The 13,056-nt window shown below is 65.0% G+C and carries 13 protein-coding genes and 1 rRNA gene; 6 read left to right on the top strand and 8 right to left on the bottom strand.

The features are described from left to right. Positions 1-3: 3 nt before the first annotated feature. Positions 4-117: ribosomal RNA gene (gene rrf / locus BMW76_RS33015) — 5S ribosomal RNA — on the top strand. 419 nt (positions 118-536) lie between these two features. Here the strand turns inward: rrf and BMW76_RS33010 are convergent. Next, the gene (locus BMW76_RS33010; RefSeq protein WP_090872907.1) at positions 537-1,535 is read right to left on the bottom strand and encodes a LysR family transcriptional regulator; all 999 of its coding nucleotides are present in this window, start codon (positions 1,533-1,535) and stop codon (positions 537-539) included. A 193-nt stretch (positions 1,536-1,728) separates the two neighbouring features. Here BMW76_RS33010 and BMW76_RS33005 point away from each other — a divergent pair, with 193 nt between their 5' ends. The 3 genes from BMW76_RS33005 to BMW76_RS32995 all read left to right on the top strand — a co-directional run bounded on the left by BMW76_RS33005 (position 1,729) and on the right by BMW76_RS32995 (position 5,912). Continuing rightward, on the top strand, positions 1,729-3,909 hold the full coding sequence (locus BMW76_RS33005; RefSeq protein WP_090872905.1) for an FUSC family protein: 2,181 nt from the start codon (positions 1,729-1,731) through the stop codon (positions 3,907-3,909). Between the two features lie 137 nt (positions 3,910-4,046). After that, positions 4,047-4,268: a hypothetical protein gene (locus tag BMW76_RS33000; protein ID WP_090872903.1), complete on the top strand. Its 222-nt coding sequence runs from the start codon at positions 4,047-4,049 to the stop codon at positions 4,266-4,268. 129 nt (positions 4,269-4,397) lie between these two features. Continuing rightward, the gene (locus BMW76_RS32995; RefSeq protein WP_090872901.1) at positions 4,398-5,912 is read left to right on the top strand and encodes an acetyl-CoA hydrolase/transferase family protein; all 1,515 of its coding nucleotides are present in this window, start codon (positions 4,398-4,400) and stop codon (positions 5,910-5,912) included. A gap of 95 nt (positions 5,913-6,007) precedes the next feature. Here the strand turns inward: BMW76_RS32995 and BMW76_RS32990 are convergent, their stop codons facing one another. Continuing rightward, on the bottom strand, positions 6,008-7,168 hold the full coding sequence (locus tag BMW76_RS32990) for a metallophosphoesterase (protein WP_090872899.1): 1,161 nt from the start codon (positions 7,166-7,168) through the stop codon (positions 6,008-6,010). A gap of 370 nt (positions 7,169-7,538) precedes the next feature. Here BMW76_RS32990 and BMW76_RS32980 point away from each other — a divergent pair, with 370 nt between their 5' ends. Further along, the gene (locus BMW76_RS32980; RefSeq protein WP_090872895.1) at positions 7,539-7,853 is read left to right on the top strand and encodes a hypothetical protein; all 315 of its coding nucleotides are present in this window, start codon (positions 7,539-7,541) and stop codon (positions 7,851-7,853) included. A 75-nt stretch (positions 7,854-7,928) separates the two neighbouring features. On the opposite strand, the gene BMW76_RS32975 is transcribed toward BMW76_RS32980, so the two are convergent. Further along, on the bottom strand, positions 7,929-8,513 hold the full coding sequence (locus BMW76_RS32975) for a malonic semialdehyde reductase (protein ID WP_090872893.1): 585 nt from the start codon (positions 8,511-8,513) through the stop codon (positions 7,929-7,931). A 193-nt stretch (positions 8,514-8,706) separates the two neighbouring features. Here BMW76_RS32975 and BMW76_RS32970 point away from each other — a divergent pair, with 193 nt between their 5' ends. Further along, entirely contained in the window at positions 8,707-9,300 is a 594-nt protein-coding gene (locus BMW76_RS32970) for an alpha-ketoglutarate-dependent dioxygenase AlkB family protein (RefSeq protein WP_090872891.1), read from the top strand. A 64-nt stretch (positions 9,301-9,364) separates the two neighbouring features. Here the strand turns inward: BMW76_RS32970 and BMW76_RS32965 are convergent, their stop codons facing one another. Genes BMW76_RS32965 through BMW76_RS32945 form a run of 5 tightly spaced genes read right to left on the bottom strand, consistent with a single transcriptional unit; the run spans position 9,365 to position 13,053 of the window. Then, positions 9,365-10,300 (bottom strand): ACP S-malonyltransferase, encoded by a 936-nt coding sequence (locus tag BMW76_RS32965; protein ID WP_090872889.1) that lies wholly within the window; start codon positions 10,298-10,300, stop codon positions 9,365-9,367. After that, positions 10,300-11,004: a malonate decarboxylase holo-ACP synthase gene (locus BMW76_RS32960; protein WP_090872888.1), complete on the bottom strand. Its 705-nt coding sequence runs from the start codon at positions 11,002-11,004 to the stop codon at positions 10,300-10,302. The genes BMW76_RS32965 and BMW76_RS32960 overlap by 1 nt, the downstream gene beginning before the upstream one ends. Beyond that, positions 11,004-11,846: a biotin-independent malonate decarboxylase subunit gamma gene (gene mdcE, locus BMW76_RS32955; RefSeq protein ID WP_090872886.1), complete on the bottom strand. Its 843-nt coding sequence runs from the start codon at positions 11,844-11,846 to the stop codon at positions 11,004-11,006. Before mdcE ends, BMW76_RS32960 begins: the two co-directional genes overlap by 1 nt. Beyond that, positions 11,846-12,742, bottom strand: coding sequence for a biotin-independent malonate decarboxylase subunit beta (locus BMW76_RS32950; protein ID WP_090872884.1), 897 nt, complete (start codon positions 12,740-12,742; stop codon positions 11,846-11,848). The genes mdcE and BMW76_RS32950 overlap by 1 nt, the downstream gene beginning before the upstream one ends. Beyond that, positions 12,739-13,053: a malonate decarboxylase subunit delta gene (locus tag BMW76_RS32945; protein ID WP_090872882.1), complete on the bottom strand. Its 315-nt coding sequence runs from the start codon at positions 13,051-13,053 to the stop codon at positions 12,739-12,741. Before BMW76_RS32945 ends, BMW76_RS32950 begins: the two co-directional genes overlap by 4 nt. Positions 13,054-13,056 lie beyond the last annotated feature (3 nt).

Below are 13,056 nucleotides of genomic sequence, written 5' to 3'. Positions count from 1 at the left end.
ATGCCTGATGACCATAGCGAGTCGGTCCCACCCCTTCCCATCCCGAACAGGACCGTGAAACGACTCCACGCCGATGATAGTGCGGATTGCCCGTGTGAAAGTAGGTAATCGTCAGGCTCCTCACCCCAGTCCCGGCCCCGCCCCTCAAAAGGCGGGGCCGTGGCCGTTTACAGCGGCGCGTTTTTACCCTGCCGCTGGCCAGCGCTGCTTAAGCCGGGCTGGCAGCGGCGACACGGGTAACGAGCCGGGCTGCACGCTCGGACTGGCGCCGCCCCGATAGCGCCGGCGCCACGATCCCGGCCGGGGCAGACATTTCTTCCCGGCAGACCCTCCCTCCGGTTGATAGCTCCCGTACGCGCACCGCTACGCGCTGTCCCCAGACACTGGCATCTGTTTCACCGCGCGTGCCGTGTCGTTCATGCCACGCATCAACGCAGGCCGTCCTGCCGGCAGGCACCGCTCGGTGCATCCCGGAGGGCGCACCGGGCTGCGCATCCACCGCACAGCCACAGCCGCGACAACTGAAACACCTTCCCCTAATGCTTCATCTGCGGCGCGGCAACGCCGGCATCACCCGCGCGCAGCGCATCGCCGATCACGCTCCGGCTTCCGGTCTCCCCCAGCAACGCGACGTCGCGCGCAATGACCTGCGGCAGATGCGTCCGCAAAAACTCCACCCACGTCCTCGTCTTCGCGTCGATGAACTTTCGCGACGGATACAGCGCATAAACATTCATCTTCTGGAGCGTGTATTCCGGCAGCACGCGCACGAGCGATCCCGTTCGCAGTCCGTCGATGGCCGCGTACAGCGGCAGCATCCCGATCCCCATGCCTTCACGAATTGCCACGATCAGCGATTCGGCGATATTCACCTGCACGGGCCCGCTCACTTCCAGCGCTTCGCTGCCATTTGGGCCATCGAGTGTCCACTCGCTGGTCGGAAAGGCCGGCGTTTTGAGCAACAGACAATCGTGATGCAGCAGATCGGCAGGCGTCTGCGGCGCAGCGTGCGCGTGGATGTAAGCGGGTGACGCGCACAAGATGCTGAACGTGGTCCCGAGCAGAAGCGATACGAGATCGGAATTGGGCAACGTCGACGCCCCCACGACAGCGACATCGGCGCTGCCTTCGAACAGATCAGGCATCTGCTGCGAAAGCGTAAGTTCGACAGCAACTTCCGGGTAGAGCGCGCGATATCGCGAGATCGCAGGCAACACGTAGTGCTGGCCGATGCTCGCAAAGCTATGCATTCGCAGCACGCCCGACGGCCGCTCGTGCGCGCCACTTGCTTCTTCTTCAGCGTTATCGACATCAGCAAGAATCTGCTGACATCGTTTCAGATATCTCTCACCGGCAGTCGTCAACGCGAGGCGTCGCGTCGATCTGTTCAGCAGACGCGTCCGCAGATGCGCCTCGAGTTCTGAAACCGCGCGGGACATCGCGCCCGTCGTCGTATTCAGCGATTGCGCCGCTGCCGTGAAACTGCCCGCCTCAACGACGCGTACGAACACTCGCATGTTTTGTAACGTATCCATCAATTCTTCTTGACTGACATCAAGCCGTTATTGTCCGCCTATTGCATGCCGCCATTGTTGAGTGTTCTGCAACGGATGTTCCCGAGGCCTCGCATTAATTCGCACAACGCCGGCTCCTACAATCTGCGCCTTCAGGGTGGGAGTGTGCATGCCTGGTGCCGCGCTCCTCCGAAACAGAGCGCGGCCTCAACGAATGAAACCCCAGCATGCGATGAAGCAAGTGTCGTCCGATGCCTCTCTCGGATGGCGAGCCGGCATGTTGCGGGCAATCGCCGACGCGAGCGAAGAGTGGGCGACCACCAATGGCCTCGTCTGGCTGCATCTCTTCAAAACGGTGACGGCGGCGCTGCTCGCGCTGGGTGTCGCGATGCTGCTCGAATTGCAGCAGCCGCGCACGGCGATGACGACCGTGTTCGTCCTGATGCAGCCGTTCAGCGGAATGGTGCTCGCGAAGAGCTTCTATCGGATTGTCGGGACGTTCATCGGGATGCTGGCCGCGCTGCTGCTCGGCGCGCTGTTCGCGCAGCAGCCCGAGCTTTACATGCTCGGCATCACGGCCTGGATGGGCGCCTGCGTGGCGGCGGCGGTCCGATATCGGCATTTTCGGTGGTACGGCTTCGTGCTGGCGGGTTACACCGCTGCGCTGATCGGCATTCCGACCGTCATGCAGCCGAACGGCCTGTTCCTCGCCGCGTTGACGCGCGCCGCGGAAGTGGCGATCGGCATCATTTGCTCGGCCGCAGTGAGCGCGCTGATCGTGCCGCGCCGGTCGAGCCTGGCGCTGCAAAACGCGCTGCAACTGAGGCATCTCGATTTTACTGCCTTCGCCGTGAAAGTGCTGGATGGGGCCGTCGAGCGGGGCACGTCGGAGCGCTATTTCGCGGATCTCGTCGATGAAGTGGTGGGCTTCGAAGCGACCCGCGCGTTCGCAGCCTTCGAGGACCCCGGCATGCGCTCGCGCAGTCAGGTGCTTGCAAGGCTGAATCACGAGTTCATGGATGTCTGCGCGCGTCTGCATGCATTGCATCAGCTAAGGAAGCGTCTGCGCGACAACCAGTCGATTCTCGTCGTGCAATCGACCACGCCGTATTTTCGCGAGCTGTCGCAATTGCTCGGCTCACACACGGAACGACGCTTCGATTCGTCCAATGCCGCCGGCATCGCCATCAGACTCAAGCGCTTTCAGGCGACGCTGCCGGCAAGAATGCGTGCGACGCGGCGTCCGCTGGAGTCGAGCGAGCCGCAATGCCTGCCGGACTTCGATACCGCGGGAGAGTTGCTGTATCGCTTCGTCGGCGAGTTCATTCGATACAACGATACCTACGCGTCGCTCGAGACCAATCACAATCCGGCGCGCGAGTGGCCGCCCGTGCGTTACGTGAGCCGGACCAACGCGTTCGTCGTCGCGTGCACGTTCGCGCGCACGGCGGCCGTCGTCGGCGCCGTCAGCGCGTTCTGGATCGCGACGGACTGGCCGAGCGGCGGCATGGCCGTGATCGGCGCGGCGCTCACTTGCGCATTGACGTCGTCGGCGCCGAACCCGGTCAAGCTCGCCCTGCAGATGTCCGTCGGCGCGGCGTGCGCGACAATTGCCGGCTATCTCGTCACCTGCTACGTGTATCCCGCCATCGACGGCTTTCCGCTGCTATGCGCGATGCTCGCGCCCGTGCTCACGGCGGGAACGTTCGTCGCGTCGCGCGCGAAAACTTCGGGCTATGGCGTCGGCTTCACGGTGTTCTTCTGCCTGCTCGCCGCGCCCGACAATGTCGTCGCGTACGCGCCCGACTTACTGATCAACAACGGCATCGCGATCGTCGTGTCGATGCTCGTGGCGGCAGTCGGCGCCGCGATCGTATTCCCCGTGCAGATGCCGTGGCTGATCGCGCGCATCGAAGGCGATCTGCGCAGTCAGATCACGCTCGCGTGCACGGCGTCGCTCGCGGGTCTCGCGCAGCGCTTCCAGTCGAGCACGCACGACCTGATGCACCAGCTGCGCATGCTGTTGCCCAAGCGCTCGCGACGCCACCGGTACGCGCTCCGATGGATGCTGGTGACGCTCGAAGTCGGTCACGCCGTCATTGATCTGCGCGCCGACGCCGGGCGCGCGGCCTACGCGACGCAACTGCATACGCGCTGGAAGCCTTCGCTCGATCGCGTCACGCGCGACCTCGCGCGGCTTTTCGAGCGGCCCGACAAGGCGAATGCGCAACGCGCGCAAATCGCCGTGCGCGCGGCGATGCGTGTCGTGCAGCAGGTGCTGGATGCCGTCCATACGGATCGCGAGAAGCGCCACGACCAGCAGCGCATCCTCAGTTGCCTGCACTTCATCCGCACGACGCTGCTCGACAAGGACGCGCCATTCGACGCGCGTTAGCCGGTTCCAACCAGAACGCCGATCTTGCCGCAACCTGGAAGAATGCCTTCCGCCCGGCCCTCTTAATCCGCGCCGACCCCGGCCCTATAGTTGGAACCACTGCTCCCGCAGTCACTGAATCAAATGGAGAGATTGAAATGAAAGCGCTGAAGTTGGTCCTGATTGCCTGTTCGCTGTCTGCTGCTGCCCTTGCGCATGCGCAGACGGCGCCGGCGGACGAAAGCGCGCAACAGGTTGCCCAGGCGAGCGCGGCGCGCGTCGCGCAACCCGAAACGCAGCGTCCCGCCACGGCGCCGGCAAAGAAGGCCAATGAGTGTGTCGGTCCCGTGAGCTACTGCGTGATGTACTTCGGCAGCTGACCCGAGCGGCACGGCGAAGCACCTGCAACACAGCATCAACTGGCATCAGGCGGCAACGGGACGACGCACACCTATAACAAGACGTGCACTTCGGCTGCCGCGAGCGTGACATCGGAGAGACTTTCATTCATGTACGAAGACCGGATTCGTTGTGCCGCGTTGCGCGGCAAGATCACGTCGGCGGCGCAGGCTGCGCTGCTGATTCACGATGGCATGCGCGTCGGCGCGAGCGGCTTTACGCGCGCGGGCGACGCGAAGGCCGTGCCCGTCGCGCTGGCCGAACGCGCGCGTATCGAAGGCAAGCCGCTGCGCATCACGCTGATGACGGGCGCCTCGCTCGGTCACGGCGTCGACAGCCTGTTGACGGATGCCGGCGTGCTCGCACGCCGTTTGCCGTTTCAGGTGGACAACACGTTGCGCCGCGCGATCAATCGCGGCGACGTGATGTTCGTCGACCAGCATCTGTCCGAGACCGTCGAAATGCTGCGCGCCGGCCAGCTCGGCAAGCTGGACGTCGCGATCATCGAGGCCGTTGCGATCACGGAGACGGGCGGCATCGTGCCGACCACTTCCGTCGGCAACTCGGCGAGCTTCGCGATTCTCGCGGATAAGGTCATCGTCGAAATCAATCTCGCGCAGCCGCTCGCCTTCGAGGGCTTGCACGACATCTGGATTCCGGGCCGCCGACCGCATCGCGAGCCGCTGCCCATCGTGCGGCCGAGCGACCGCGTCGGCACGACCGCGATCGAGATTCCGCCCGAGAAGATCGCGGCAATCGTCATCACCGACAAGCCCGACAGCCCGTCGACCGTGCTGCCCGCCGACGAAGACACCGCGCGCATCGCCGGTCATCTGATCGAATTTCTCCAGCATGAGGTGTCGCTTGCACGCATGCCTTCTCCGCTGCCGCCGCTGCAGGCTGGTATCGGCACGATCGCGAATGCGGTGCTGGCCGGTTTCGTCGAGTCGCCGTTCGAGCCGTTCATGATCTACTCGGAAGTCCTGCAGGATTCGACCTTCGATCTGATGGACGCGGGCAAGGTCACGTTCGCATCGGGCGCGTCGATCACGTTGTCCGAGAAGCGCCAGGCGCAGGTGTTCGGCGATCTCGCGCGCTATCGCGACCGTCTCATGCTGCGTCCGCAAGAGGTCAGCAATCATCCTGAAGTGATTCGCCGGCTCGGCCTGATCGCGCTGAACACGGCGCTCGAGTTCGACATCTACGGCAACGTGAATTCGACGCATGTCGGCGGCACGCACATGATGAACGGCATCGGCGGCTCGGGCGATTTCGCGCGCAACGCGTCGTGCGCGATCTTCGCGACGAAATCGATTGCGAAGGACGGCGCGATTTCGAGCGTCGTGCCGATGGTCCCGCACGTCGACCACAACGAACACGACGTCGATATCGTCGTCACGGAATTCGGTCTCGCGGACTTGCGCGGACTCGCGCCACGCGAGCGCGCGTCGCTGATCATCGACAAGTGCGTGCATCCTCTCTATCGCGATCTGCTGCGCGACTACTATCGTGACGCGCTGCGTTTCGGCGGACAGACGCCGCACGTGCTGCGCGAAGCGTTTGCATGGCACGCGCGGTTTCAGGAAACGGGATCGATGCTGCCGGGCCAAAAGGTCACGGCGTGATAGAACCGGGGTCGAAGCGACCCGGCTAAAGTCCAGTCGAAGCCCGGTCGATGCCCGGATCTCAGTCGATGCCCAGTTGGTGCATCAGTTGATGTTCAGGCGCCGCTGCCGACCAGACGTAATCGCGTGATCTCCGACGGTGCGCCCAGACGCTTGGGCGGTCCCCAATACCCGGTGCCGCGGCTCGTATAGACCCACAGGTTATCGAGCCGCGAAAGCCCGGCGACGAACGGCTGTTGCAGCCGCACAGCGAAATTCCACGGAAAGAACTGGCCGCCGTGCGTATGGCCGGATAGTTGCAGCGTGAAGCCCGCATTGGCGGCGGCTTCCGCCGTACGCGGCTGATGCGCGAGCAGCACGCGGATCAGCACGTCGCCGGGCGCGCCTTCGAGCGCCGCGGCCGGGTCGCTCCGATGCGTGGGATCGAAGTGGCCCGCCGTATAGTCGGTGACGCCCGCGATCACCGCCTGCGCGCCGTCGTGCTCGACGACGACATGCTCGTTGAGCAGCACACGCAGGCCCAGACGCTGAAACTCGGCGATCCACGCATCGGCGCCCGAATAGTATTCGTGATTCCCAGTCACCAGATAAGCGCCGTGACGCGCGCTCAGGCGCGACAACGGACGCGTGTGCTCGGACAGCCGCTCGACGCTGCCATCGACGACATCGCCCGTCACGGCGATCAAATCGGGCTTGAGATGATTCACGGCATCGACGATCGCATCGACGTAACCGCGCTTGATGGTCGGACCGACGTGAATATCGCTGATCTGCACGATCGTGAAGCCATCGAGCGCGCGCGGCAGATCGTCGATCGGCACATCGATCGACACGACGCGTGCGCGGCGCCGCGCATTGACGAAGCCGACAGCCGTCGACAGCAGCGCGAGCAGCGGCACGGCAGTCGCGCTATCGGTCTCCCACTGCGCGACGTGAATCGCTTGCGGCGCGAGCGCCCCGACGATCAGCACGACGAGCAGCATCAGCTCGCGCGCGAACGTCAGCACGAGGAGCGACGAAAAGAAGCCGAGCGGGAGCAAGCCCGCCCACGCGAGCCGGTCGCCGAGCGGCTGCCGTTCGACCGTGCGCGCGATCATGCCGAGCGGAATCAGCAGCACCGACAGCACGAGCCACAGCGCGCACAGCCACTTCACGGCGTTATCGACGGGTAGTTCGGGAATGATCCGAATGCCGACGTACACGTGCAGCAGAATGCCGATGGCGATGATCCGGACAAGAAACGATAGGCGGCGCATAGGTGAGAGCAGGGCGCTGGCGCAGCGCGGGAGACGAGTCGCAGGAAGCACGCCGACAGACTGAGAGAGACAGACGGAAGGCGGCCAGTCATTCTACAAGCAGTTCCGCGCGCCTGCCGAAGCCTCGCTGCCATGCGGCCGCGCAGCCGATATCCATGCGCTGCGATGCAGCACGATGGACACGACAAGTTCTTCGTCATGCGTATTAAATGGGTATTGAATTGCCGACATGAACGGACTATTCTGAAAGTGAGCGCACTGTCGTCCGTAGTCACCGCGTTCCGTTCCCGGCATGAACGAACGCGATAGATGCCCTGCCAGCGACAGCGGCGCGCTTGATCGCCATATCGGATCGAGGTGGGGGGCAAACATGAAAACGACAAAGATCACGCATCGCGAGCATCACATCGGCTATGAAGGCAGCCACGTGATGCTGCCGATGGTCGTGCTGTCGCTGATGGCGCTCGGCGTCTATTACGGCGTGCGCAGCATCGATTTCTCCGAGCTGGGCCGCACCGCGCTGTTCTATGTCGTGATGGTATTCGTCGCGCTCGGCGTGGCGGGGTTCTTCGGCGTCGTCGCTGCGTGGCTGCGCTCGCGAGGCGACGAGGCCGAAGAGGGCTTCTGCTTTGTCGGCGCACTCGTCGGCGCGATCGTGTTCTACGTCGCGATGCTGACCAGTTGACAGCGTCTTTTGCTCGCGACGCGTATCAGTATCAGCGCGCCGTTATCGGCAAACTGCGATCCGCACCGCCAGCGATCAAACGATCCGCGCCGCTTCGTCGAACGAAAGGCGCGGGCTGCGCGGAAAAAGTTTCGAGTGGTCGCCGTAGCCGAGATTGATCAGAAAGTTCGACTTGATGGTCGTGCCGGCGAAAAACTCCGCATCCACCTTCGCCTTGTCGAAGCCCGACATCGCGCCCGTATCGAGGCCGAGCGCACGCGCGGCCATGATCAGATAGCCGCCTTGCAGCGTCGAGTTGCGAAACGCAGTGTCGGCGATTGCGGCGTCGTTGCCCGCGAACCAGCTGCGCGCGTCGGCGTGCGGAAAGAGCTTCGGCAGATGATCGTAGAAGTCCATGTCCATGCCGACGATGGCCGTGACGGGCGCCGACATCGTCTTCTCCAGATTGCCTTCGGACAACGCGGGACGCAGCCGCGCCTTGCCCTCCAGCGTCTTGACGAACACGAAGCGCGCCGGGCTCGAATTGGCCGACGTCGGGCCCAGCAGCACGAGCTCGACCAGTTGCCTGAGCAGAGAATCGTCGACGGGCCGCGGCTGCCAGCCGTTGTGCGTGCGGGCAGTGCGGAACAGTTGATCGAGTGCGTCGTCGGAAAGAGTCATGATGATGAGGAGTACGGTTTCTGGTGTGCGGATGAAAGCGCAAGCTGGACGGCAATCATGTTGCATGGGACGGGAGTAAGTGCTGAAGCGCTAACTCCCGTCGACACCTGACGCGTCGCAGCGGCACGTCGGATAATAACCCTGTTCCCTTGCAAGAGAGGCTTCGCGAGCGCCGGCTCGCGATCGCAATACGATGTCCGCCGATTTGTTCGACGATTTGCCGACTCCCGATGTCATGTGGTTCCCCGACTGGCTCGCGCCCGACGCCGCCGCGCAGTTGCTCGCGCGCATCGTCGCCGAAGTGGCCTGGCAGCAGGATTCGATGTTCACGCCCGCGGGCCGCGTGCCGCTGCCGCGCCTGACCGCGTGGCAAGGCGAGCGGGATGCCGTCTACGTGTACTCGGGCATCCGCAACGTGCCGCAGCCGTGGACGCCCGCCGTCGCAGAGCTGAGGTCGGCCGTCGAGGCAACCTGCGATGCGCCCTTCAACAGCGTGCTGCTCAACCGCTATCGCAGCGGCGCGGACAGCATGGGCTGGCACGCGGACCGCGAGCCCGAACTCGGCAAGGAGCCCGTGATCGCGTCAGTGAGTCTCGGCGTGGCGCGCCGGTTCGATCTGCAGCACAACAGGACGGGCGTCGTGCAGTCGTATCAGCTGAAGGGCGGCAGCCTGCTCGTGATGCGCGGAAGGACGCAGGCCGAATGGCGGCATCGCGTGCCGAAAGAGCCGAAGGTGCAGGGCGAGCGCGTGAATCTGACGTTCCGCTTCGTTACGCCCGGAAAATAGCCCCGTTGGATTGCTACATGCGCATTAAAAATTAGAAAAAATTTATGCGCATAAGGAACCGGTTTCAGTCAGCGGATTCGATACGGCGATGAATGGTCGGCGCGAGCCGGTCGAACGGCAGCGTGCTCGCGGCGATGGCGGCCACATCCAGATGCTGTTCGCGGACGATATCGGTCAGCACCTGTCCCGGCGGCGCTTCGACGAACACGTTCGCGCCCATTTCCACCATCACCGTCAACGCGTCGAACCAGCGGACCGTATAGCGCATGTTCGTCGCCAGATCGTCGCGGATGGCGTCGGCCGTATGCAGTGCGCGGCCGCCGCGATTGCCGATGTAGAGACTCGAAGGCGCGCGAAACGGCACGCTGCGCGCATAGTCCGTGAGCGCGTCAGCGGCTGCGGCGAGCAGCTCGCAATGCGACGGCACGCTGACGACAAGCCGCGTCGCCTTGCGTGCGCCTTCCGCGAGTGCGCGCTCGATGAACGCATCGAGCGCGCGGTTCGATCCCGCGACGACGATCTGGCGCGGCGCATTCACGTTGCCGACGTACACGCGTTCATTCGAGTCACGCGCTTGCGCATCGGCGAGCCGTTCGACTTCGTGCTCGGTCATTCCCGCGATCGCCGCGAGTCCGTACCCGCTGGGGTAGGCGGTTTCCATCAGTTCGGCGCGCTTGCGGACCATCAGCAGCGCATCGGCGAACGCAATCGAGCCGCAGCTGACAGCCGCCGCATATGCACCCACGGACAAGCCCGCGCTGATCGCCGGCGCGAGTCCTTCGGCGTCGAGTGCCCGCTGCATCGCGACGCCTGCGATCAGCAAGCCCGTCTGCACGGCGACGGTCGATTCGAGCGCGATCGGCGTGTCGAGCGTGAGCACATCGACGCCGAGCGCTTGCGACGCCTCATCGAGCGTCGATCGAATCGCGGCATGGTCGCCGAGACGATGCAAGAAGCCCTCGGATTGCGCGCCCTGACCAGGAAAGAGATACGCGAGCATCAGACACCCGCCTGCGCGTGAATCCGCGCCCACGGATCGGCGACGAGCCGCGGGCCGCTCGCATGCCGCGCCATCACGCGCGCCTTGCCGGACGCATATTCGACGAGCGCGACGCCACCCGACGGCGTTTCGAGTTGTGCGTCGATGCGGATGCCGGCGCGCATCGCATGCGTGTCGAGCAGGGCTTGCAGCCGCTGCGCTTCGTCGCGCGGAAAGTGATTCGGCATCCGTATCAACAGATCGAGATCGCTCGTCGAAGTGACCGTCGGCGTGAAGGTCGCGAGTTCGAAGCCGACGCTTCCCGTCGGTCCCCATGCGAATGTATCGAGCGTCAACGGCGATTCTCGGCGCAACGCATCCAGCGCGACGAGCGCAGGCAACGCGCGGCGATCGGCAGAGAGCGCCGAAGCCGGCGTCAACGCTTCCGGCTTCACCACTGCATCGATGTCATCGCAGCGCGCCCACGTTCCATATCGTTCGTTACGCGCCACGCCGCGCACGCCCACCGCGACAAAACCCGGCGCCACTTGCGCCCGTCTCACGACGACGAACGGCGCGCGCGCGAATGCATCGCGGAACCACGCCGGTTCGTTGTCGAACGCTTCGAGTCGACGCAAACGCAGAATGTCATGCGGCTGCCAACGCGGATCGTCTGAAGCAGCCGCATCGTCGGGCGCAAACGGAGCAACCGCGCACACACGCATCACGCGGCATCCCACTGCTCGGCGAGCCGACGCCGCACTTCGATCGACGCGGCGCGCGTCTGCTTCGCCGTATCCGATTGCAGCCGCCGCGACAGCCCGCGTTCATCGGACCGCGCGCTGCGCACCGATTCGGCCAGCACGCCGCGCACGCGTTCGATCTGCGCACCCGTCGGCGCATCGGCATCGATGCCTTCGATCAGCGTGTCGAGCAGCCCGAGCTTCGCGAACGAGGCCATCGTGTACGACATCGGCGTGATTGTTTCGCCGAGCTTGTCGAGTTCTTCGACGGTGCGTCGCGTGACGCGCGCGGCCGCTTCCTTGCCCATCGCGTGCACCATCGTGCCCGGCGCGTCGAGCGCGACGATCCGGTTCGCCTGATAGCCGTGCGCGAGGAACGCGCCCGACATCGCCGGCCCGACGATCAGCGCGACGACGGGGTGCCCCGCATCGCGCGCGCTCGCATACGCATCGACGGCCGCCGCACATGCGAGATGAATGCCGAGCGTCTCTTCGCGATAGCCATACGCCTGGCTCTTCACATCGACGATCGCGACGATGGGGCGCTTGCGTTCCGACGACGCATCGCGTGCGATCGCTTCGCGCACCGCTTGCGCGAGCCGCCAGCCCTGTTCGAGGCCGACGACGTTGTCGGTTGCGCGCGGAAAGCGGTTGTGCGGATCGGGCACGACGGCGATGAAGCGCGCCGCTTCACTGCCGGGCACACTGCCGAGCGCGCCGTCGCCGGACCAGACGGGCGCGGCCACGGCTGTGGCGCTGCCCGCGAGCGCCCTGAACCAGCGCATGCCGCGCGTGAGTGCGCGTTCGTTGTTCGCATCGCTCATCATTGCTCCTTGCGCGGCGCGCCCGCCGCATTTGCCATCGCGTTTGCGTTGAACACACCACGCATCGTTTCCGGCGATACGTTGTCGGGATCGATCCGCGCAAGCCGTTCCAGATACACCGACACCTGTTCGCTGCGATGCGCAGCAGGCACGCCGCGCGTGAACGCATCGCGAATCGCGGCGCGGATCGCGTGCGCGTCGTCGTCGACGAGCGCGTCGGCGAGTCCCGTCGCCGCGCGCTGCTCGCCGCCGATCATTTGCCACACGCGGCGCCGGTCGCTCGCATCGAGTTCTTCGATGCCCGCTTCCTGCTCGATCACTTCGGGACCGTTCATGCCGAGCCGTCCCTGTTTCGTCGCGATCAGATACGAGCACAGCGCGGCCGCGAGCGACATGCCGCCGAAGCAGCCGACCATCCCCGCGATCACGCCGACGACGGGCACATGACGCCGCAACGCGACAATCGCCGCCTGGATCTCCGCGATCACGGCAAGCCCGAGATTCGCTTCCTGCAAGCGCACGCCGCCCGTTTCGAACAGCACGACGGGCCGCACGATCTTGCCGCGCTCGCAATCGCGCAGCGCGAGTTCGAGCGCTGCCGCGATCTTGCTGCCCGAGACCTCGCCGATGCTGCCGCCCTGGAACGCGGATTCGATTGCGGCGATCACGGCGGGCTCGCCGTCGATCGTGCCGCGCGCGATCACCGCGCCGTCGTCGGCCTGGCAGACGATGCCTTGCAACGGCAGCCACGGCGATTCGATGCGATCGAACGGACCAAGCAATTCGCGGAACGTGCCTTCGTCGAAGAGCGCGCGCGCCCGCTCGCGCGCGGGCAGTTCGATGAAGCTGTCGCGCAGCGTCAACGCGGGTGCGGCGGGTGTCGTCATCGTGCTCATGCGCTCGCTCCCTGGCCGTTCGCTTCGGCCGCTTCGACTGCTTCTGCAAGACGCAGCGCGACGACGCCGGGCGTTGCGCCGAAGTCGTTGATCTCGATCTGCGCGGCGCCGTCATAGCGCGTGAAGAAGCGGTCGAGCACGCTCTTCCAGATATGCCCGTAACCGTCGACGCTGGTGCGCACCGTCACCGACGCCTTCATTGCATCGGCGGGCGACAGCAGCACTTCGAGATCCCCCGAGCCGACGACGCCCACATGCGCGCGTGTCGTGATCGCGCGTTGCGCCGGATAGTCGAATGTCATCTGTTCCATCAG

It is taken from the genome of Paraburkholderia diazotrophica (genome assembly GCF_900108945.1).
GTDB lineage: Bacteria > Pseudomonadota > Gammaproteobacteria > Burkholderiales > Burkholderiaceae > Paraburkholderia > Paraburkholderia diazotrophica.
The sequence above is the reverse complement of the archived record's forward strand: the minus strand, read 5'-3'. Positions and strand labels throughout refer to the sequence as shown.

Excerpts from the sequence above, each read along its gene's own strand:
- BMW76_RS33010 (WP_090872907.1), bottom strand. The coding sequence starts at position 1,535 with ATGGATACGTTACAAAACATGCGAGTGTTCGTACGCGTCGTTGAGGCG.
- BMW76_RS33005 (WP_090872905.1), top strand. The coding sequence starts at position 1,729 with ATGAAACCCCAGCATGCGATGAAGCAAGTGTCGTCCGATGCCTCTCTC.
- BMW76_RS33000 (WP_090872903.1), top strand. The coding sequence starts at position 4,047 with ATGAAAGCGCTGAAGTTGGTCCTGATTGCCTGTTCGCTGTCTGCTGCT.
- BMW76_RS32995 (WP_090872901.1), top strand. The coding sequence starts at position 4,398 with ATGTACGAAGACCGGATTCGTTGTGCCGCGTTGCGCGGCAAGATCACG.
- BMW76_RS32990 (WP_090872899.1), bottom strand. The coding sequence starts at position 7,168 with ATGCGCCGCCTATCGTTTCTTGTCCGGATCATCGCCATCGGCATTCTG.
- BMW76_RS32980 (WP_090872895.1), top strand. The coding sequence starts at position 7,539 with ATGAAAACGACAAAGATCACGCATCGCGAGCATCACATCGGCTATGAA.
- BMW76_RS32975 (WP_090872893.1), bottom strand. The coding sequence starts at position 8,513 with ATGACTCTTTCCGACGACGCACTCGATCAACTGTTCCGCACTGCCCGC.
- BMW76_RS32970 (WP_090872891.1), top strand. The coding sequence starts at position 8,707 with ATGTCCGCCGATTTGTTCGACGATTTGCCGACTCCCGATGTCATGTGG.
- BMW76_RS32965 (WP_090872889.1), bottom strand. The coding sequence starts at position 10,300 with ATGCTCGCGTATCTCTTTCCTGGTCAGGGCGCGCAATCCGAGGGCTTC.
- BMW76_RS32960 (WP_090872888.1), bottom strand. The coding sequence starts at position 11,004 with ATGCGTGTGTGCGCGGTTGCTCCGTTTGCGCCCGACGATGCGGCTGCT.
- mdcE (WP_090872886.1), bottom strand. The coding sequence starts at position 11,846 with ATGAGCGATGCGAACAACGAACGCGCACTCACGCGCGGCATGCGCTGG.
- BMW76_RS32950 (WP_090872884.1), bottom strand. The coding sequence starts at position 12,742 with ATGAGCACGATGACGACACCCGCCGCACCCGCGTTGACGCTGCGCGAC.
- BMW76_RS32945 (WP_090872882.1), bottom strand. The coding sequence starts at position 13,053 with ATGGAACAGATGACATTCGACTATCCGGCGCAACGCGCGATCACGACA.